The organism is Zafaria sp. Z1313 (genome assembly GCF_050563205.1).
Classification (GTDB): domain Bacteria; phylum Actinomycetota; class Actinomycetes; order Actinomycetales; family Micrococcaceae; genus JAZDCJ01.
The window spans coordinates 58919-77275 of sequence record NZ_JBNWUK010000012.1 but is presented as its reverse complement, the minus strand read 5'-3'; the positions used below and the strand labels follow the sequence as shown (position 1 = coordinate 77275).

General features: G+C 73.4%; 16 protein-coding genes and 1 tRNA gene. 7 read left to right on the top strand and 10 right to left on the bottom strand.

Translation table 11 applies throughout. The features are described from left to right. Window positions 1–49: 49 nt before the first annotated feature. The 3 genes from cysS to ACQ3I4_RS11875 all read right to left on the bottom strand — a co-directional run bounded on the left by cysS (window position 50) and on the right by ACQ3I4_RS11875 (window position 3433). Entirely contained in the window at window positions 50–1480 is a 1431-nt protein-coding gene (cysS, locus tag ACQ3I4_RS11885) for a cysteine--tRNA ligase (protein ID WP_329862768.1), read from the bottom strand. Window positions 1481–1501: 21 nt separating this feature from the next. After that, on the bottom strand, window positions 1502–2788 hold the full coding sequence (gene ispD / locus ACQ3I4_RS11880) for a 2-C-methyl-D-erythritol 4-phosphate cytidylyltransferase (protein ID WP_430633596.1): 1287 nt from the start codon (window positions 2786–2788) through the stop codon (window positions 1502–1504). A gap of 162 nt (window positions 2789–2950) precedes the next feature. Continuing rightward, window positions 2951–3433 (bottom strand): CarD family transcriptional regulator, encoded by a 483-nt coding sequence (locus ACQ3I4_RS11875; RefSeq protein ID WP_329862772.1) that lies wholly within the window; start codon window positions 3431–3433, stop codon window positions 2951–2953. 305 nt (window positions 3434–3738) lie between these two features. On the opposite strand from ACQ3I4_RS11875, the gene ACQ3I4_RS11870 reads away from it, so the two are divergent. Continuing rightward, entirely contained in the window at window positions 3739–4275 is a 537-nt protein-coding gene (locus ACQ3I4_RS11870; RefSeq protein ID WP_329862774.1) for a hypothetical protein, read from the top strand. An 83-nt stretch (window positions 4276–4358) separates the two neighbouring features. Here ACQ3I4_RS11870 and ACQ3I4_RS11865 read toward each other — a convergent pair whose 3' ends face one another. Further along, complete coding sequence (locus tag ACQ3I4_RS11865; RefSeq protein ID WP_329862776.1) at window positions 4359–5039, bottom strand: response regulator transcription factor; 681 nt, start codon at window positions 5037–5039, stop codon at window positions 4359–4361. After that, a complete protein-coding gene (locus ACQ3I4_RS11860; protein WP_329862777.1) occupies window positions 5036–6244 on the bottom strand; it encodes a sensor histidine kinase in 1209 nt (402 codons plus the stop codon). The genes ACQ3I4_RS11865 and ACQ3I4_RS11860 overlap by 4 nt, the downstream gene beginning before the upstream one ends. A 179-nt stretch (window positions 6245–6423) precedes the next feature. Here ACQ3I4_RS11860 and phoU point away from each other — a divergent pair, with 179 nt between their 5' ends. Beyond that, on the top strand, window positions 6424–7083 hold the full coding sequence (gene phoU, locus ACQ3I4_RS11855; protein ID WP_329862779.1) for a phosphate signaling complex protein PhoU: 660 nt from the start codon (window positions 6424–6426) through the stop codon (window positions 7081–7083). A 103-nt stretch (window positions 7084–7186) separates the two neighbouring features. Here the strand turns inward: phoU and ACQ3I4_RS11850 are convergent, their stop codons facing one another. Further along, on the bottom strand, window positions 7187–7933 hold the full coding sequence (locus tag ACQ3I4_RS11850; RefSeq protein WP_329862781.1) for a phosphoglyceromutase: 747 nt from the start codon (window positions 7931–7933) through the stop codon (window positions 7187–7189). 158 nt (window positions 7934–8091) lie between these two features. Between ACQ3I4_RS11850 and ACQ3I4_RS11845 the strand changes: the two genes are divergently transcribed. Then, on the top strand, window positions 8092–8913 hold the full coding sequence (locus tag ACQ3I4_RS11845) for a class I SAM-dependent methyltransferase (RefSeq protein WP_329862783.1): 822 nt from the start codon (window positions 8092–8094) through the stop codon (window positions 8911–8913). A 22-nt stretch (window positions 8914–8935) separates the two neighbouring features. Here ACQ3I4_RS11845 and ACQ3I4_RS11840 read toward each other — a convergent pair whose 3' ends face one another. Continuing rightward, entirely contained in the window at window positions 8936–9238 is a 303-nt protein-coding gene (locus tag ACQ3I4_RS11840) for a DUF2516 family protein (protein WP_329862795.1), read from the bottom strand. Between the two features lie 158 nt (window positions 9239–9396). Next, window positions 9397–10554, bottom strand: coding sequence for a trans-sulfuration enzyme family protein (locus ACQ3I4_RS11835; protein ID WP_329862785.1), 1158 nt, complete (start codon window positions 10552–10554; stop codon window positions 9397–9399). 83 nt (window positions 10555–10637) lie between these two features. On the opposite strand from ACQ3I4_RS11835, the gene tmk reads away from it, so the two are divergent. The 4 genes from tmk (at window position 10638) to ACQ3I4_RS11815 (ending at window position 14233) form a co-directional block, all read left to right on the top strand. Beyond that, a complete protein-coding gene (gene tmk, locus ACQ3I4_RS11830) occupies window positions 10638–11306 on the top strand; it encodes a dTMP kinase (RefSeq protein WP_329862787.1) in 669 nt (222 codons plus the stop codon). Further along, window positions 11303–12451: a DNA polymerase III subunit delta' gene (locus tag ACQ3I4_RS11825; protein WP_329862789.1), complete on the top strand. Its 1149-nt coding sequence runs from the start codon at window positions 11303–11305 to the stop codon at window positions 12449–12451. Before tmk ends, ACQ3I4_RS11825 begins: the two co-directional genes overlap by 4 nt. Window positions 12452–12512: 61 nt before the next feature. Next, the gene (locus tag ACQ3I4_RS11820) at window positions 12513–14057 is read left to right on the top strand and encodes an alpha/beta hydrolase (protein WP_329862791.1); all 1545 of its coding nucleotides are present in this window, start codon (window positions 12513–12515) and stop codon (window positions 14055–14057) included. A 103-nt stretch (window positions 14058–14160) separates the two neighbouring features. Beyond that, window positions 14161–14233, top strand: a tRNA-Thr gene (locus tag ACQ3I4_RS11815). A 35-nt stretch (window positions 14234–14268) separates the two neighbouring features. Here the strand turns inward: ACQ3I4_RS11815 and ACQ3I4_RS11810 are convergent. Further along, window positions 14269–15981: a hypothetical protein gene (locus ACQ3I4_RS11810; protein WP_329862793.1), complete on the bottom strand. Its 1713-nt coding sequence runs from the start codon at window positions 15979–15981 to the stop codon at window positions 14269–14271. A 4-nt stretch (window positions 15982–15985) separates the two neighbouring features. Next, on the bottom strand, window positions 15986–18127 hold the full coding sequence (locus ACQ3I4_RS11805) for a caspase family protein (protein ID WP_329862794.1): 2142 nt from the start codon (window positions 18125–18127) through the stop codon (window positions 15986–15988). Window positions 18128–18357: the final 230 nt, after the last annotated feature.

Below are 18357 nucleotides of genomic sequence, written 5' to 3'. Positions count from 1 at the left end.
TTTTACAGGCTCCGGGGCCCGCCCGGTGGTGGCGGCCTCCCCCGCGGGCTCAGGCCAGCTGCCAGCGAGCCCCGTCGGAGGAGTCCTCGACGGCGATCCCCGCCTCGAGCAGGCGGTCGCGGATCGCGTCGGCCCGGGCCCAGTCCCGGGCGGCCCGGGCCTCGGCCCGCTCCCGCAGCTGCGCGTCGACGAGCCGGCCGAGGGCGGCATCGGATCCGCCGGCCTGCGCGCCCGCGGCGGCACCGGCGTCGTCCAGCCCCAGCACCGCCGTCATCGCGCGGACGCGGCCCAGCGCCGTCGCGGCCGCCTCGAGATCGCCCGCGGCGAGGGCCGTGTTGCCCGCGCGCACGGTCTCGTGCAGCACCGCGAGGGCCTGCGGGACGTTGAGGTCGTCGTCCATGGCCGCGCCGAACGCCTCCGGGACCTCCTGCTCCGCGGGCGCGGTCACGCGCCCGGAGGCGTTGCGGGCGAACGTGTCGATGCGTTCGACGGCGGCGCCGGCCTCCTGCAGGGACGTCGGCTTGTAGTCGAGCTGGGAGCGGTAGTGCGCCTGCCCCAGGAAGTAACGCACCGTGCGCGGGCCGGCGGCGGCGAGCATCTCCTCGGGCGAGATCGTGTTGCCGACGGACTTGGACATCTTCTCGCCCTCGAACGTCACCATGCCGTTGTGCATCCAGAAGTTCGCGAAGCCGTGCCCGGCGGCGGTGGACTGGGCGAGCTCGTTCTCGTGGTGCGGGAAGCGCAGGTCCAGGCCCCCGCCGTGGATGTCGAACGAGGCGCCGAGGTACTTCCCCGCCATCGCGGAGCACTCCAGGTGCCACCCCGGCCGCCCCCGCCCCCACGGGCTCGGCCACGACGCCGTCTGGGGGTCCGCGGCCTTGTGCCCCTTCCACAACGCGAAGTCGCGGGGGTCGCGCTTGCCGCGCGGGTCGGCGTCGGGCGCGTCCTGCAGGTCCTCGACCTTCTGCCGGGTCAAGGAGCCGTAGCGCTCCCAGGAGCGGACGTCGAAGTAGACGTCGCCGGAATCGTCGAGGGCCGGGTAGGCGTGCCCCCGGTCGATGAGCTCGTGGATGAGCTCATGCATCTCCGTGACGTGGCCCGTGGCCCGCGGCTCGTAGCTGGGCCGGAGCACCCCGAGGACGTCGTAGGCCTTCTGGAACTCCTGCTCGAAGCGGTAGGCCAGGGCGAACCACTCCTCGCGGGCGCGGTAGGGCTCCTCGACGGGGCCGGCGAAGGACGCGGCCGACTTCTCGAGGATCTTGTCGTCGATGTCCGTCACGTTGCGCACCACGGTGACCTCGAGGCCGCGGTACCGCAGCCAGCGGACCAGGACATCGAACGCGATCGCCGACCGGACGTGCCCCACATGCGGCATGCCCTGCACCGTGGCCCCGCAGTAGTACAGACCCACGCGCCCCTCCTGAAGGGGGACGAAGTCGCGGACGGCGGCGGCCTGGGTGTCGTAGAAACGGATGCTCACCGCTCTAGGGTAGCCGAACGCCTACGCCCTGGGCCCGCCCGCCGCGGGGTAGACGAGGGCCGTCGCGTAGGCCGTGATCCCCTGCCCCTCGCCCTCGTAGCCGAGGCGGTCCGACGTCGTCGCGGTCACCGTCACGGGGGCCCCGGCGGCCGCCGTCAGGGCCGCGTCCGCCTCCTGCCGCCGCGGCCCGAACTTCGGCCGGTTGCCGACGAACTGGACGGCGACGTTGCCGATTCCGTAGCCCGCGGCGCGCACCAGCCGGGCGGCCTCGGCGAGCAGCGTTGCCCCGGAGGCCCCGGCGAACTCGGGCCGGTCCGTGCCGAAGTGGGTGCCGAGGTCGCCGATCCCCGCGGCGGAGAAGAGGGCGTCGCAGGCCGCGTGGGCGACGGCATCGCCGTCGGAATGCCCGGACAGCCCCCGCTCGCCCGGCCAGTTCAGGCCTGCGAGCCACAAGGGCCGCTCCTCCCCGTCCGGGGCGAAGGCGTGCACGTCCACGCCCAGTCCCGTGCGCGGCAGGACGGGGCCGGACGGCGTCATATAGGTCAAGGGGGGCCTCCTCGGGTCGGGGCGGGCGGCGAGGGCCTCGGCGGCGGCGAGGTCCAGCGGCGTCGTGATCTTCAGGGCCTCGGGCGCGCCGGGCACGATCCGCACGCGGTGCCCCAGGCGCTCCATGAGCAGGGCGTCGTCGGTCACGGCGGCCGAGGCGGCCTCGTCCCACCCGGCCGCCGTGGCGTGGGCGGCCAAGAGCGGTGCGAGCGCGAAGCCCTGCGGCGTCTGGACGGCGCGCAGCACCGAGCGGTCGGGCGTGGAGGCCGCGTACTCGGCTCCGTCCGGCCCGGGCGCGGCTTCCTTGATGGTGTCGACGACGGGCAGCGCCGGCACGACGGCCTCGGCCCCGTCGCGGAGCGCGGCCAGGACCGCATGGTGCACGCCGGCGGGGGCGAAGCAGCGGGCGGCGTCGTGGACCAGGACGTGCCGGGTCCCGGCGGGGACGGCCTCGAGCCCGGCCCGCACGGACGCGTGGCGCGTGGAGCCGCCCGGGAGACACACGACGCCGTCACGGGCATAGGGGGCGCAGACCTCGGCGAGCCGGGCGTCGTCGGGCGGAATCACCACGACGACGGGCACGCCGGGCAGGGCGGCGAGGACGCCGTCGAGCGCGTGGGCGAGCATGGGGCGGCCCGCGACGGGGGCGAGGGCCTTGGGCACGCCCGCGCCGAGCCGGGTGCCGGACCCCGCGGCGACGAGGACGACGGCGGTGCCGCCGGCGGTGGCGGCGTCCTGGACGGTGGGGGCGGGGGTCGGCACGCCTCTACCCTAGCCGTTCGGCCCCCTGCTCGTCCGGTGCCGGCGGGCCCAGGCGGTGGGCTACGGGATCGGCCGGGATGGTCCTGCCCAGGGGACCGGCCAGCGCAGCAAAAAGCCCGTCCACCGTGGGTGGACGGGCCTGGTGCCTTCAGGTGCGGCCGCCTAGGAGGCGAGCACCTCGTCGAGGACGCTTTCCGCCTTCTCCTCGTCGAGCTTCTTGGCCAGGGCCAGCTCGCTGATGAGGATCTGGCGGGCCTTGGACAGCATCCGCTTCTCGCCGGCGGAGAGCCCTCGGTCGTGGTCGCGGCGCCACAGGTCACGGACGACCTCGGCCACCTTGATCACATCGCCCGAGGCGAGCTTCTCCAGATTGGCCTTGTAACGGCGGGACCAGTTGGTCGGCTCCTCCGTGAACTCGGCCCGCAGGACATCGAAGACGTGCTCGAGGCCTTCCTGACCCACGACGTCCCGGACGCCGACGAGGTCGACGTTCTCCGCCGGCACCTCGATGGTCAGGTCGCCCTGGGCCACCTTGAGCTTGAGATACATCTTCTCTTCGCCCCGGATGGTGCGCATCTTGATCTCTTCGATCATCGCCGCACCGTGGTGAGGGTAAACAACCGTTTCGCCAACCTCAAAAACCATGTGGATAATCCCCTTTCCCGCAGACAAGTTTATCACGAAACTGGTGCAACATCCGGCGAGTTGCCGGGCCTGAGCGGGCCTCGGGGAGCATAATTCCCCCTTTCATTTGGCGGGCTTCGGTGGTATCGCGTGCGGTGATGCAGGACACCGCCGCGCGCAGGGACGCGGTGCCGCGCCGGTCACGGGCCGCTCCGGAATCATCAAAACGGGGACTCACCCAGTAGGCTTGGAGGAGAATGCCGCCGCGCCGGACCCGATCCGTCGCGCCGCACCACCCGAGACGACCCCGATGAGGAGTTTGTGCCGTGATCACCGCACAGAAGTTCCGTGGACGCCGCACCGCGGCCGCCCTCGCCCTGGGCCTGATGGCCGTGGGCGTGACCGGCTGCGGCGCGATCAACGCCCAGGCGACCGCCGAGAGCTACGCGCCGTCGGACGGCATCGTGTTCAACGCAGGCGACCTGAAGATCCGCAACCTCATGCTGGTGACCAACACCGCGGACGAAGAAGCCCGCGTGCTCGGCAGCCTCGTCAACACCACGGACCAGGACCAGACCCTGGTGCTCGAGGTGGCCGGCAGCAGCGTCACGATCGACATCCCCGCGCAGTCCACCAAGAAGCTCGAGGACGACGTCAACAAGACCATCCTCCCGAGCGCCGGCGCCGAGCCGGGCGCCCATGTCGACGCCTCCGTCAACGTCGGCGGTGCGAGCGAGTCCAAGTCCGTGCCCGTCGTCAACGGCGCGCTGGCCGAGTACCGCCCGTACCTGCCCGGCGGCTACGACGAGTCGACGGTCGAGCACCTGGCCCCCGCCGAGGAAGAGCACGGCTCCGGCCACTGAGCCGGCACCGCGCCGGCGACCGAAGGCCCCGGACCCCGCGAGGGGGTCCGGGGCCTTGTGCGTTGCGCCGGGCTCGGGCCGGCTCAGGCCTCGAACTTGTAGCCGAGTCCGCGCACCGTGACGAGGTGGGCGGGGTTGGACGGATCGGGCTCGATCTTGGAGCGCAGCCGCTTGACGTGCACGTCGAGCGTCTTGGTGTCGCCGACGTAGTCGGAGCCCCAGACGCGGTCGATCAGCTGCCCGCGCGTCAGCACCCGTCCGGCGTTGCGCAGGAGCATCTCCAGGAGCTCGAACTCCTTGAGCGGGAACGCCGTCTGCTCGCCGTTGACGCTGACCACGTGCCGCTCGACGTCCATGCGGACGGGGCCGGCCTGGACGGTCGCGGTGACGAGCTCGTCCGGCTCGCCCTGGCGGCGCAGCACCGCGCGGACGCGCGCGACGAGCTCCCGCGAGGAGTACGGCTTCGTGACGTAGTCGTCGGCGCCGAGCTCGAGGCCCACGACCTTGTCGATCTCCGAGTCCTTCGCGGTCAGCATGATGACCGGGACGCTGGAGCGCTGGCGCAGCTGGCGGCAGACCTCGGTGCCCGGCTGGCCGGGGAGCATGAGGTCAAGCAGCACCAGGTCGGCCCCGGCGCGGTCGAACTCGGTGATCGCGTCGAGCCCGTTGTCCACGACCTGGACCTCGAAGCCCTCCTTCTCCAGGAGGTAGGCGAGCGGGTCGCTCAGCGACTCCTCGTCCTCCACCACCAGAATGCGGGTCAAATCCTGCCTCCTTGTTGAACGGCACCTGCGGTGCCTGGTTCCCTGGCGGAGGACGACGCCGGTGCCCCGGCCTCGTCCGCCCCCTCCTCGTACCCGGGGAGCCGGACGGTGAAGGTCGAGCCCTGTCCGGGCTGCGACCAGACCGTCACCTCTCCGCCGTGGTTGGACATGACGTGCTTGACGATGCTGAGTCCCAGCCCGGTACCGCCGGTCTGGCGCGAGCGGGCCTCGTCGACGCGGTAGAAGCGCTCGAAGATCCGGTCCTGCTCCTCGGGCGGGATGCCCGGTCCCTGGTCGGTGACGGAGACCTGGACGAGTCCGTCGCGGGACTTGATGCCGACGCCGACGCTCGTGCCCTCGGGCGAGTAGCGGATGGCGTTGTCGATGAGGTTCCGGAACGCCGTCATGAGCAGGTCGGCGTCGCCGAAGACCTGGTCCTCGGACCGGCCGCCCACGTTGATCCGGATGTTCTTGCCCTCGGCGGGGAGCTTGTTGCGGTCCACGGCCTCGGCGATGATCTGGTTGACGTCGACCGGCCGGCCCTTGAGCACGACGTCGGCTCCCTGCAGCCGGGACAGCTCGATGATGTCCTGGACGAGGGCCGAGAGCCGCCCGGATTCCTTGTGCAGGCGCGAGGCGAAGCGCTTGACCGCCACCTCGTCGTCGGCCGCGTCCTCGAGGGCCTCGGCGAGGAGCGAGATCGCGCCGACGGGCGTCTTGAGCTCGTGGGAGACGTTGGCGACGAAGTCGTTGCGGATGGCCTCGGTGCGGGTGATCTCGGTGCGGTCGTCGGCCAGCAGGAGGATGTATTCCTCTCCGAGCGGCGCGGCCCGGACGTGCACGACGATGGTCCCCTGACCCAGCGGCCCCCGGGGCAGCTCGAACTGGCGCTCCTTGATGACCCCGTCCACGCGCACCTTGCGGGCCAGCTCCAGCAGCTCTCCGTGGACGATCGTGTGGCCGCGGACCAGCCCGTAGGCGTAGGCGGCCGGGTTGGCGCGGACCACGCCGTCGACCTCGTCGGCCACGACGAACGCCCGGCCGATCACGGACAGGATCTCGGCGGTGCCCTCGGGAAGCGTCGGCTCACCGACATCGGGCAGCACGACGCGGCGCCGCTGGCTGGCCCGGTAGGCCAGCAGGCCACCGATGCCCAGCAGCAGCCCGGCCAGGCCGGACACCACCACGATCAACGCATCATCCACGCCTCCAGCTTAGGCCCCGCCGAAACCCGCCCGACGCCGTTTGACGTGCCCGGAGGCCCGGTTCACCCAACGTTCACTTCCGCACCGACGCGGCTTCATCTAGTACTGTCACAGTAGGCGGTGATCCAGACCCGCGGCCGTCCAGGCGCGCGGGCCGCAGGCTATGAAAGGACGCATCCGTGCGTAAGGTTTTCCAGGCTGAGCTCCAGTCGATCGGCGAGGAACTCATCCAGATGTCCCAGCTCGTGGTCCAGGCCATGGAGCGCGCCTACGAGTCCTTCGAGTCGGCGGATACCGAGGTGGCCCAGGAGGTCATCGCGGCGGACGCCAAGATCGACTTCCTGCAGAACCAGCTCGACGAGCGGGCCATCGACGTCCTCGCCCTCCAGGGCCCCGTCGCCTCCGACCTGCGCATGATCGTCGGCTCGCTGCGCATGAGCGCCTCGCTCGAGCGCATGGGCGACCTCGCCCGCCACATCGCCCAGCTGGCCCGCCTGCGCTACCCGAACCAGGTGGTACCCGCCTCCCTGGCCGGCACGTTCAAGGAGATGGCGCAGCTGGACATCCAGATCGCCACGAAGATCGGCGAGCTCCTGGAGACCCGCGACCTCACGATCTCCAAGGACATCGCCGCCCTCAACGCGCGCATCGACGAGCTGCACCTGAGCGTGTTCCGCACCGTCGCCGAGGACTCCTGGACCGAGTCCGCCCCGACGACGGCCGACGTCACCCTGACGAGCCGCTACCTCGAGCGCTTCGGCGACCACGGCGTCTCCGTGGCCCGCAAGGTCAACTACCTCGTCACCGGCGAGTGGGACCCCGAGGTCACCGAGTACTAGGCCGTTCCCGGCGGCCCCCCCGGGGCCGCCGGCATCCGCCGCACCAACGCGAACGGCGCCCGTCCCCCACGGGGGGCGGGCGCCGTCGTCGTCCGGCTTGGGGCTACTTGCGGCCCTGGTTCGCGACCGCGTGGATATTGGCCGCGGCGGCCTCGGGGTCCAGGTAGCGGCCGCCGCGCTCGACGGGGGCCAGGTCCTCGTCCAGCTCGTAGACGAGCGGGATGCCCGTGGGGATGTTCAGTGCCGCGATGTCCTCGTCGCTGATGCCGTCGAGGTGCTTGACGAGGGCCCGCAGCGAGTTGCCGTGGGCCGCGACGAGCACGGTCTTGCCGGCCCTCAGATCGGGGACGATCGCCGATTCCCAGTACGGCAGCATGCGCTCGAGGACGTCCTTGAGGCACTCGGTGCGGGGGGCGTCGGCGCCGAGTCCGGCGTAGCGCGGATCGTCCGCCTGGGAGAACTCGGAGGAGTCGTCGAGGGGCGGCGGCGGGGTGTCGTAGGAGCGGCGCCACTCCATGAACTGCTCCTCGCCGTACTCGGCGAGGGTCTGCGCCTTGTCCTTGCCCTGCAGGGCGCCGTAGTGGCGCTCGTTGAGGCGCCAATCGCGGCGGACCGGGATCCAGCTGCGGTCCGCCGCCTCGAGCGCGAGGTTGGCCGTGGTGATCGCGCGCTGCAGCACGGAGGTGTGCAGGACGTCCGGCAGCAGCCCGGCCTCGACCAGCAGCTCGCCGCCGCGGACGGCCTCGGACCGGCCCTGCTCGGTGAGCGTCACGTCGTACCAGCCGGTGAACAGGTTCTTCTCGTTCCAATCGCTCTGCCCGTGGCGGAGCAGGATCAGGGTGTAGGTCATGCCCCCATCCTAACGACGGCGGGGCCGCGCCCGCCGCACATGACGGCGGCCCCGTCGGCGGAACGCGGGCAACGCCACGGGGCCGTCGCGGCGCACCGGGGAACCGGCCGCCTCGGGCTCGCCGGGGTCCTGCGCCACCGGCGGCCTACGATGGTCTCGTGGTGCAGAAGGCGGAACGGCTCGGCGGGCGCACGGGCACCGGACGCCCGCTTGGCAATGTGACGCGCGGCACGACGGCGGCCAACAGGATGCGCCGCGTCGACCGCTGGATCGCGGGCACCCAGGCCGGCCGGCTGCGCGCGGCGGGTCCGGCCCCGCTCGCCGTCGACCTGGGCTACGGGGCCTCCCCCGCGACGGCCGTCGAGCTCTTCCGCCGGCTCCGCACGGTCCGCCCCGACGCACGCCTCACGGGACTCGAGATCGAGCCCGGCCGGGTCGAGCGCGCCCGCGCCGCCGCCGAGGAGGGCCTGGACTTCCGGCTCGGCGGCTTCGAACTGCCCGTGGACGGGCACCCCGTGCTCGTGCGGGCGTTCAACGTCCTGCGCCAGTACGAGGAATCGGACGTCGACGCGATCTGGTCCACCCTCCGGGCCCGGCTGGCCCCGGGCGGGCTGATCGTCGAGGGAACCTGCGACGAGATCGGGCGCCGCGCGGCCTGGGTCGGGATCGGCGCCGAGGGGCCGGAGACGTTCAGCCTCGCGCTGCGCTTCGGGGCCTTCGGGCTGCCGTCCGACGTCGCGGAGCGCCTGCCCAAGGCGCTCATCCACCGCAACGTCCCCGGCGAGCCGGTGCACTCGTTCCTGCGGGCGGCCGATGCCGCGTGGCTCGCGGCCGCGCCGCTCGCGTCGTTCGGGAACCGGCAGCGGTGGATCCGGATGTGCGAGTCGCTGCGCGGCACGGGGTGGCCCGTGCTCCATGGACCGGCGCGGTGGCGGCTCGGCGAGCTGACCGTCGACTGGGCGTGCGTGGCCCCGGCGTAGCCGCCGACCTCGCGGCCGCGGCCTAGTAGTTGTAGTAGCCCGTGCCCTTGCCGGAGACGGCGGGGCGGACGTCGGCGAGGTAGACGCACACGATGCAGGCCGCCACGAGCATCAGGATCCCGCCGCCCCCGCCGCCGGCGACGCTCAGGAGGGCCACGCCCGTGGAGACGCCGTTGAGCGCCATCCAGAATCCCTTGGTGCGCTTGTCCTCGCGCTGGAAGTTCGCGGCCGGATGGCGCAGGTTGTCCAGGAACGCCCAGAGGGCAAGGCCCAGGACCACCAAGCTCAGCGCCTGGAAGAGGTACATCTCGAAGGTGTATGCCATGACCACGGTCCCAGTCTAGACGGCGCCCCCGCCGCCGGGCCGCTAGCGGCCCGCACCGCGTGGCGGCCCGGCAGGACGGACCCGGGCCCGGCCGGAGGGCGGCTTACGCGCACTGCGGCCGTCCGGCGTCGTCCCCGCCACCGGCCTGGCGGCCCGGATCAGAGTGCCGTCAGCGCCTGCTCGAGGTCCCTCCACAGGTCCCCGGCGTCCTCGATGCCGACGCTGAGCCGGATGAGGGCGTCGGGGACGGACGCGGGCTCCGAGGGGTGGCGGCGGCGGCGTTCGGCGAGCGATTCGACGCCGCCGAGGCTCGTCGCGGGCGTCCAGAGCCGGAACGCGGCGAGCACCCGTTCGGCGGCCTCGGAGCCGCCCGGAACGGTGAAGGCCAGGATCGAGCCGAAGCCGTCCATCTGCTCCGCCGCGCGCGCGTGTCCCGGGTCGCCGGCGAGCCCCGGGTAGCGGACGGACTCGACCGCGGGGTGCTCCGCGAGCCGGGCTGCCAGCTCGCCCGCGCTCTGTTCCGCACGGCGCACACGCAGGGCCAGGGTGCGCAGCCCGCGCAGCGCGAGCCAGGCCTCGAACGGGCCCGGGATGGCCCCGTGCAGGCTGCGGTGGGCGTGGAGGCGGGCGCGCAGGGCCTCGTCGTTGGTCAGGACCATGCCGAGGACGACGTCGGAATGCCCGCCCAGGTACTTGGTCGCCGAGTGCAGGACGACGTCGGCGCCGAGCCCCAGAGGGCGCTGCAGCAGTGGCGTGGCGAACGTGTTGTCCACGATGCTCACGGCACCGGCGGCGCGGGCCGCGGCGGCCAGCGCGCGGAGGTCGGCGACCTCCAGCATGGGGTTGGTGGGGCTCTCGAGCCAGACGGCGTCAGCGCCCTGGATCAGCGCGGCGGTCGCCTCCGTGTCCTCGACGTCGGCCGTGCGCACCGTCAGCGCGCCGCGCTCCTCGAGCTCCTGCAGCAGGGCGAGCGTGCCGTTGTAGGAGTGGCGGGGCACGACGACGGTGCCGCCAGCGGGGACGAGGGCCAGGGCGGCGGCCACGGCGGCCATGCCGGAGGCGAAGGCGAGGCCCGGCAGCGTGGACTCCTCGAGGGCCGCGACGGCCTCCTCGAGCGGGTCCCACGTGGGGTTGGAGAAGCGGCCGTAGACGCGCTCCCCCGCGCCCGGGGTGCCCGTGCCGACGAAGGTCGACGAGAGCACGATCGGCGGGTTCACGGGGGCGTCCGCCACGCGGGGCGGGCGCCCGGCGGCGACGGCGACGGTCTCGGGAGAGAGCCCGGCCGCGTGCGGGGCCGGGGAGGCGTTGAGCTGCATGGAAGCCACAGTAGCGCCGCGCGATATCCCCAGCCGACGCCGTGGCCGACTGTGACGGCGGGACGAACGGCTAGGCTGGGCGGGTGACTTCCAAGCCCCCACCGACGCCGGCCGGCGGACTGTTCATCGTCTTCGAGGGCGGCGACGGCGCCGGCAAGTCCACGCAGGCCGCGCTCCTGGCCGCGTCCCTGGAGTCCGCCGGCCGGACCGTGCTGCGCACGCGTGAACCGGGCGGGACACCGATCGGCGAGAAGCTCCGCTCCCTCATCCTGGACCACGGCCACGGCACGGTCGACGCGCGCACCGAGGCGCTCATGTTCGCGGCCTCGCGCGCGGCGCACGTGGAGCAGGTCATCCGCCCGGCCCTGGCGGCCGGGACCGTGGTGGTCTGCGACCGCTACGTCGACTCCTCCGTCGCCTACCAGGGCGTGGGCCGCGGCCTCGGCACCGACGAGGTGCTCGCCGTCAACCGCTGGGCCACCGACGGGCTCCTCCCCGACCTCACCGTGCTCCTGGACGTCGCCCCGGAAGCCGGGCGCCGGCGTCGTACCGCGGGCACGGCCGCCGAGGACCGGCTCGAGTCCGAGCCCGACGACTTCCATGCGCGCAACCGCGCGGCCTTCCTGGCCCTCGCCGATGCCGACCCGGGGCGCTACCTGGTCCTCGACGCCGCCCTGCCGGTCGACGAGCTGGGCGCGCTCGTGCGGGAGCGGATCGCGGGGCTCGCCGACCGGAGCCGGGTGGCGCCGTGAGCGTCTGGGACGAGCTGCCGGGGCAGGAGGCCGCGGTCTCCCAGCTGCGCCGCGCCGTCGCGGAGGGCAACCCCACGCACGCCTGGCTCTTCACCGGCCCGCCCGGCTCCGGGCGCTCCAACGCCGCGCGGGCCTTCGCCGCGGCCCTGCAGTGCCAGGCGCCGGATCCGGCCGCGCGCGGCTGCGGCGAGTGCCCGGCGTGCCGCACCGTCCTGGCCGGCACCCACCCGGACGTGTCGATGGTGACCACGGAGAACGTCAGCTACGCGATCGCCGACGTGCGCGAGCTGATCGGCAAGGCCCAGGACCGGCCCTCCGGCGGCAAGTGGCGCGTCGTGGTCATGGAGGACGCCGACCGCATGGCCGAACGCACCACCAACGTGCTGCTCAAGGCCATCGAGGAACCGCCCCCGCACACCGTCTGGATCCTCTGCGCACCAAGCCCCGCCGACGTCCTCGTGACGATCCGCTCGCGTTGCCGCCCCGTGGGGCTGCGCGTCCCCGCCCGCGAGGCCGTCGCCGAACTGCTCGTGCGGCGCGACGGGCTGACCCCGGAGCAGGCGGAGTTCGCCTCGCGGGTCTCGCAGAGCCACATCGGGATCGCGCGACGGCTCGCGCGCGACGAGGGCGCCCGCCAGCGCCGCGACAGGACGGTGCGTATGCCGCTCGCCCTGCGCTCGGTCGCCGACGCCGTGCTCGCCGCCGCGGCGCTCGTGGAGCTGTCCACGGCGGAGGCGACGGCGTCCGCCGAGGAACGCGCCACGGCCGACGCCGCGGCCCTGCGCGAGGCGCTCGGGCTCGAGGAGGGCACCGCCGTCCCGCCGCAGCTGCGCAGCCAGTTCAAGCAGCTCGAGGAGTCCGCCAAGCGGCGCGCGCGGCGCGGGGTCAACGACTCGCTCGACCGCTCGCTCATCGACCTGTCCACGTTCTTCCGCGACGTCCTGACCCTCCAGCTGGCCACGGGCACGGAGCTCGTCAACGACTACCTCGCGTCCGAGCTGGCCTCCTACGCCGAGCGCTCCACGCCGGAGCAGACGCTCGCCAAGATCGACATGATCGGCGAGGCCCGGAAGCGGATCGGCGCCAACGTGCAGCCGCTGCTGGCCATGGAGGCCATGATGGCCGGACTCCTGGCGCACCGGTGAGCCGACCATGACCGGAAGCCGAGACGGCCGCCGCGCCGCCACGACCCCCCAGGAGCCACGCGTGAAGATCCCCTCCCGATTCCGGACGCCCCGGCGGACGACCGTCGCTGCGGCCGCCGTCGTCGCCCTGGTGCTGACCGGCTGCGTGCCGCTGGATCCCGGGACGGGCCAGGGCGGCGGACAGGCCTCGCAGCCCGGCGCCGTGATGCCCTCTGCGCCCGCGGACCTCGAACGCTTCTACACGCAGGAGCTCGAGTGGAGCAGTTGCGAGGGCTCGTTCGACTGCGCGAGCGTCGAAGTGCCCCTGGACTATTCCCGGCCCGAGGCGGAGACGATCGAGCTGGCCGTGATCCGCAAGCGGGCCGCGAAGCCGCAAGGCAGCCTCCTCGTGAACCCCGGCGGGCCGGGCGCCTCCGGCGTGGACACGGTCCGCGATGCGGGGACCCTGATGTTCTCGAGCGCCCTGCGCGAGGGCTTCCACCTGGTCGGCTTCGACCCGCGGGGCGTGTCCCGCTCCGCACCGGTGACCTGCCGGACGGACGCGGAACGGGACGCCGACCGGGCGACGCTCTTCAGCGACTCCGAGGAGGACCAACGCCGGGTCGAAGAGTACCTCGCCGAGTTCGCGGCCCAGTGCGAGGAGCGCACGGGGCTGCCGCTCGCCTTCGTCGACACCGTGAGCGCCGCCCGCGACCTGGACATCCTGCGGGCCGTCAACGGCGACGCGAAGCTGAACTACCTCGGCTATTCCTACGGCACGCGGCTGGGGGCGGCGTATGCCGGGCTGTTCCCGGAGAACGTGGGGCGCATGGTCCTCGACGGCGCCATGGACCCCTCCCTCACCATGGAGGAGACCACGCTCGGCCAGGCGGAGGCCATGGAGTCCTCGCTGCGCGCCTACCTTGCCGAATGCCTGCGGAGCGCCGAGTGCCCCTTCTCCGGTGACGTCGACGACGCCGTCGAACAGCTGCACGAGCTGATGCGGGACGTGGACTCCCGGCCCCTCACCACGGGCGACGGACGCGTGTTCAACGTCGGCGAGCTCGTCAGCGGGGTCCTGATGGCGTTCTACGACGAGGGCTGGTGGCCCACGCTCACGAGCGCCCTGGCGGGCCTGTTCGGCGGCGATCCCGATCCCCTCATGGCGCTGGCCGATACGAGCGCGGGCCGCAACGAGGACGGCTCGTACACGGGCAACGCGGCGGCCGCGTTCTACGGCGTGAACTGCCTCGACTACCCGATGACCACCGACGAGGAGGGCATGGACGCCGACGCCGAGGAGCTCATGGAGGCCTCTCCGACGTTCGGGGAGTTCCTCGCCTACGGCGGCGCGGTCTGCGCGCACTGGCCCTTCCCGAGCACCGGCCAACCGGCACCCGTGGAGGCGCCGGGAGCGGCGCCGATCGTGGTCATCGGCACCACGGGCGACCCGGCGACGCCCTATGACTGGGCGGTCGCGCTGAGCGGCCAGCTCGCCTCCGGCGTCCTGGTCTCCTACGAGGGCCACGGCCACACCGCCTACGGGCGCAGCAACCAGTGCATCGAGCGCGCCGTGGACCGCTACTTCCTCGACGGAACGGTGCCGGAAGACGGGCTCGCTTGCTGAACCGGAGCCGGCCACGGCCAGCCAGCGACGCGGCCCGTCCGCCGTTTTGACCTGCCGCGAGCGGATCCTCTAAAGTAGGTGCTTGCGGCCGTCAGGCCGTGAGGCCTCCTTAGCTCAGTCGGTAGAGCGTTTCACTCGTAATGAAAAGGTCACCAGTTCGATTCTGGTAGGGGGCTCGGATCCGTGAGGGGCCCGCCGGACGGCGGGCCCCTCACGCGTTGTCCGGGTCCGGACGTTCCCAGCGGACGGCGTGCCGGGAAAAGAAGCGCTTCGAGCCGGAGTCGGCGGCCGCCTCCCGCAGCGACGCCCCGCCCGGCGGAGGCTCGGGACCGTGGCGCAGCTGCTCGGCCTCGTCCAGCAGCCGCTGCCGCCGCTCGAGGTCCATGACCTTCTTGACCGCGATGAAGCACAAGCGGCCGCCGGCGTCGAAGCGCAGCAACGCCCCGCCGCGCATCACGACGCTTCCGGCGGTACGCAGCCCCAGCTTCCTCGCCTCGGCGGCGGGGAGGACGTATTCCTGGACCACGGAGGCGCCGAGTTCCTGGACGACGAACCCGTCCGGGCTCACGCGGGTGGAGAACCGCACGCGGTCCACCATGATCCGCTGGCCCGCGTTGAGCTGCAGGTGCTCGAGGAGGGCCCGGTTGTTCCAGCAGAACTTGACGATCTCCTCCCCGCCCGCATCGAGCGTGCCCGGCCTCAGACCGTACTCGAGCCGCCCCATCCGTGCGCCCGACCGGAGCACGGCGTCCGCCTCCACCACGAGCCCGACCTCCGCGAACGCCTGCCGCAACACGGCCCGGTAGGCGCGGTCGTCGCTGGGGACCACGACGAGGTCGGCCGCGAGGAGCCCCCGGACCAGGTCCTCGATGTCGACATCGACGGGCGGCATGTAGGACAGGCCGCGGATCAGCATGCGCCGCAGGTGGGCGCCGATCTCCGCGCCGGCCTCGGCGGCGACGTAGACGCTCGCCCGCCCGCCGGGGACATCCAGCCGGCGTCCCCACAACACGAGCGCCGCCCGCATCATGGCGTAGACGAACCCGCTCGCCCGCGCGTAGGGCGACGGATCGGACCTCCAGCCCGCTGCCGGCGGAGCGCCCGCGTCCCGGATCGACCCGCCGCGGGCCTTGAAGTTCCCGGCGAAGGAGAGCAGCCCGGAGCCGTGGATGGCCTCCTCGAGCCGGGCGAGCATGCGCGGTGTGGGGTGCAGGGGGTCCGAGCCCGGCACGAGCGCGGCGAGCTTCTCCCCGATGAGCTTCTCCACGACTTCGCGCGAGGACATCACGGACAGCAGGGCGACGAGGTCCGCGACGGCCTCGTGGACGGCGTACTGGTCCAGGGTCGCGTGGCGGTCCGTCCACCGCGGCCGGAGCCCGTGCAGGATCGCGTGGACGACCTCGTGCGTGACGACGTCCCGGTGGCAGGCCATCGACCAGATCCCGTCCGGCTCCTCCCCGAACTCGACGATCTGCTGCACGGGGTCGTAGCGCGTCTCGTGGTGGACGGCCGGGTCGAGGTGCACGCGCAGCACGAGCCGGCTGTCCAGGGCGAACGGGACCCGGCGGCCCAGGCTGCGCTCGAACACCGCCAGCGTCTCGGCCGCGACGGCGTAGGCGTGCTGGGCGAGGAAGCGCGTGTCGTGCAGGAGCCGCGCGGCAGTCCGCGGCGGGGCGGCCCGCTTCAGCCCCCAGCCGCCGCGGCCGGCCAGCTGCACGGGCACGGGGGTGCCGGTAGCGTCGAGGAGCTCGACCTCGAAGCGCGGGCCACGCGGCCCCGGGTCCAGCCGCTCGTCCGGGATCCGCACCCTCGTGTAGAGCGGCCGGCCGTCGCGCCCCAGGCTGAACGGGCCGTCGGCCAGGACCACGGCCTCGGTGACGTCCCCCGGTCCGTGGAGCGGCCGCGCGCCCGCCGTCGCCGCCACCGCGTCACCCCGGGAGCCGGCCCCACGCCCCGGACCGCGCCCCGCTGGATCCCTCCAGCTGCGCGACCTGCGTGAAGTTCCGCGCCTTGAGGGTCGAGCGGACGGAGCGCAGCACGCGGCTGCGGCTCGCGGCCGGCTCGGCCCGCAGCGCATCGATGAAGGCCCGCGTGAAGGCGCCGTTGTACTTCCCGTCGAGGTAGGCGTCGGCCGCGGTCTGGCGCGGATCGCAGGCGGAGAAGAGGACGGGCTTCCGGCCGCCCGCGCGTCCCACGAGCCCGCCCAGGGTCCGCTGCGTGGCCCCCGCGACGATGTCGAGCCCGGCCCGCGTCGGCGGGGCGACGTAGCGCGGCACCGAGTGGTTCAGGAAGTCGAGGACCCTGAGACCGTCGCCCGAGTGGCACGTGTCCAGCACGACGTCGACGTGGACGCTGCGGGGCAGGTCCTTGAGGACGGCGTGGAATTCGTCGTCGATGATGAGGCTTCCCGTGTCCCACTGGTCGCCCTTCTGGCGCATGTCGTACGTCACGAAGGCCTCGTCGGCGAGGTCGTCCTCGTCGCCGTCCTCGTCCGGGACCTGGGTCCCGTGGCTCGAGAACGTCAGGATGACTTGCTCCAGCTCCCCGGCCCGCGCCTTCTCGAGGGCCTCGCCGAAGCGCCCCATGACCTCCTCCTTGGTGGCCTGGGCGTCCAGCAGCACGTCGATCGCCCCGTCCGGGAAGCCGTAGTCGCGCGTGAGCAGCTCGACGTAGTCATGGGCGTCCTGCACGCAGCCGCGCAGCCAGGCTGAATGCGGCAGGTGCTCGAACTCGTTGATCCCCACACACAGGGCGTAGCTGCGCGCTCCGTTGGCCGCCGCGGCGGGGCGGGCCGGCCGTGCGGGCCGTCCGGGGCGTGCGGGCCGTCCGGGGCGCGCGGGCTCCCCCGGCTCGCCGGTGCGGCCGGGGTCACCGGGATCGCCGGGTCCACCGGGCGCCGGCGGGCGCCCCGCCCCGGGCTCGTCGGGGTCGGCGAGGCGCGGCGGGGCGGGCGGCTTGAAGGGGGTGATGTCCCCGCGCCCCGTGACGGCGCGGGCCACCGTGCCCAGGGTCGCCGGGTCGTCGTCGAAGTCCCCGTGGGACGTGGCCTCGGAGGCGCGGTCGGCCGGCGTTCCGGGCGGGGTCGGCGCGAAGATGACGTCCGCGTGGGGGCCGGCGAAGAGCCCGGTGAGCCGGGCGTCGGCCTCGACGGACTCCTGCAGGCCGAGCAGCGGCGTTCCGATCTCCTCCTCGAACGCCGCCCGGACCAGGCACAGGAGCGAGCGCGTGTAGACGCCGAGGACGGCGTCGTCCTCCTCGGTCTTCCGGTCGAGGTTCGCGACGCCGAGCCGGGCGATCCCGCCGTCGGCCCCGACGAGCGGCAGGAGCCGCCCGGCGAAGTCCTCCACCGTCACGGCGGGCGCCAGCAGGTCCAGGGAGTCGATGCCCGGGCCTCCGGATTCGAGGAACGCGGGCAGGAACCAGGAGTGGAAGATCGAGCCCGCCGAGTGCCCCACGGGGTGCACCGTGACCGCGCCGGGGTTCTCGGCGAGGAAGCGGGCGAGCCGGCGCGCGACGTAGCGCGCCCCGCCGTCGTCCGCGCTGGCCAGGCGGGCCGAGGTCTTCATCTGTCCCCAGACCTTGCTGCCCAGTCCCCGCGTGGCGCCCTCGATGATGCGGTTCTTGGCGTCCTCGAACCAGCCCCGATCCACGACCTCCGGGATCGGGTCCCGGTTGCCGAGCCCCAGGAGGGGCCGCAGGGCGTCCCAGAAGCCCGTCTCCCAGACGAAGAAGAGGGGGTAGACGCCGTTCTCGAGCCACCACTGGTACTGGGAGTACGCCCCCTTGAGCCCGGCGGCCTCGTCGACGAGGCCCCCGTGCGCCCAGATCACGAGGGGCACGGTTCCCCCGCCGCGGGAGGCGATGTAGGCGGGGAGGTAGGCGTCGAAGATCCGCTCGACGTCGGCCGGCGTCGTCTTCGCGGCGCCGCCGCTCGAGAAGCGCCCGTCGGCGAGGTTGACGACGTGCGGTGCGAGCCGCGCGGCGAGCGCCGGGGTGAGCGTGCGGTCCGCCCATCCCGGATCTCCGAAGCCGCGGTCCGGCAACGGTGCCGGCAGGGACAAGATGGCCATGGCGTCCTCCCCACGTGGGTGCTTGGGGTCAGTGTCTGCGGGGAGCGTCACCGCAGCATCACCGAGGGCGGAGGACGACGCCGGACGCGGACCCGCGCGGGACCGGCACCGGACGCCGGGCGACGGCTGGCGTCCGCACGCCGGGCGGCTGACGTCCGTGGCCCGGACACCGCCCGGACACGGCGGCGGCGGGACCCCGCGGTGCGGGATCCCGGCCGCCGGGCCGGTTC